At 50.0% G+C, this 492-nt stretch carries 1 protein-coding gene; it reads right to left on the bottom strand.

Annotated features, from left to right (window positions below):
- A partial coding sequence (locus ACG9ZL_RS21150; protein WP_419361884.1) for a SwmB domain-containing protein occupies window positions 1-492 on the bottom strand: 492 nt, incomplete at both ends.

Below are 492 nucleotides of genomic sequence, written 5' to 3'. Positions count from 1 at the left end.
AATCGAACCATTGTCTACTGCTGTCGCTGGCAGCGTTGCTGCATCATTGCCTGCTGCATCTTGAATCGCATTAACATCATTCCCCGTGGTTGGATCGGTATAACCCACCTCAACCGTTTGACCAACAGTCACTGGGCTACCCAAGGTTAACACGACGTTATTGCCAACGATCTCTACCGAGATAATCGCAACGGCTTGACCATTTGCCGTCACTGTGAAGTCGCCAGCAACAGGTGGATGTAATGGATCTAGCGCTTCATCATAAGTTAAGGTCAACAGCGTACCTGTGGTATCTACCGCTGCACTCTCAAATGTCGGTGCTGTGCTATCCCCACCTGGAATAATCGAACCATTGTCTACTGCTGTCGCTGGCAGCGTTGCTGCATCATTGCCTGCTGCATCTTGAATCGCATTAACATCATTCCCCGTGGTTGGATCGGTATAACCCACCTCAACCGTTTGACCAACAGTCACTGGGCTACCCAAGGTTAA

The sequence above is a fragment of the Acinetobacter legionensis genome (assembly GCF_048551735.1).
GTDB lineage: Bacteria > Pseudomonadota > Gammaproteobacteria > Pseudomonadales > Moraxellaceae > Acinetobacter.
The sequence above is the reverse complement of the archived record's forward strand: the minus strand, read 5'-3'. Positions and strand labels throughout refer to the sequence as shown.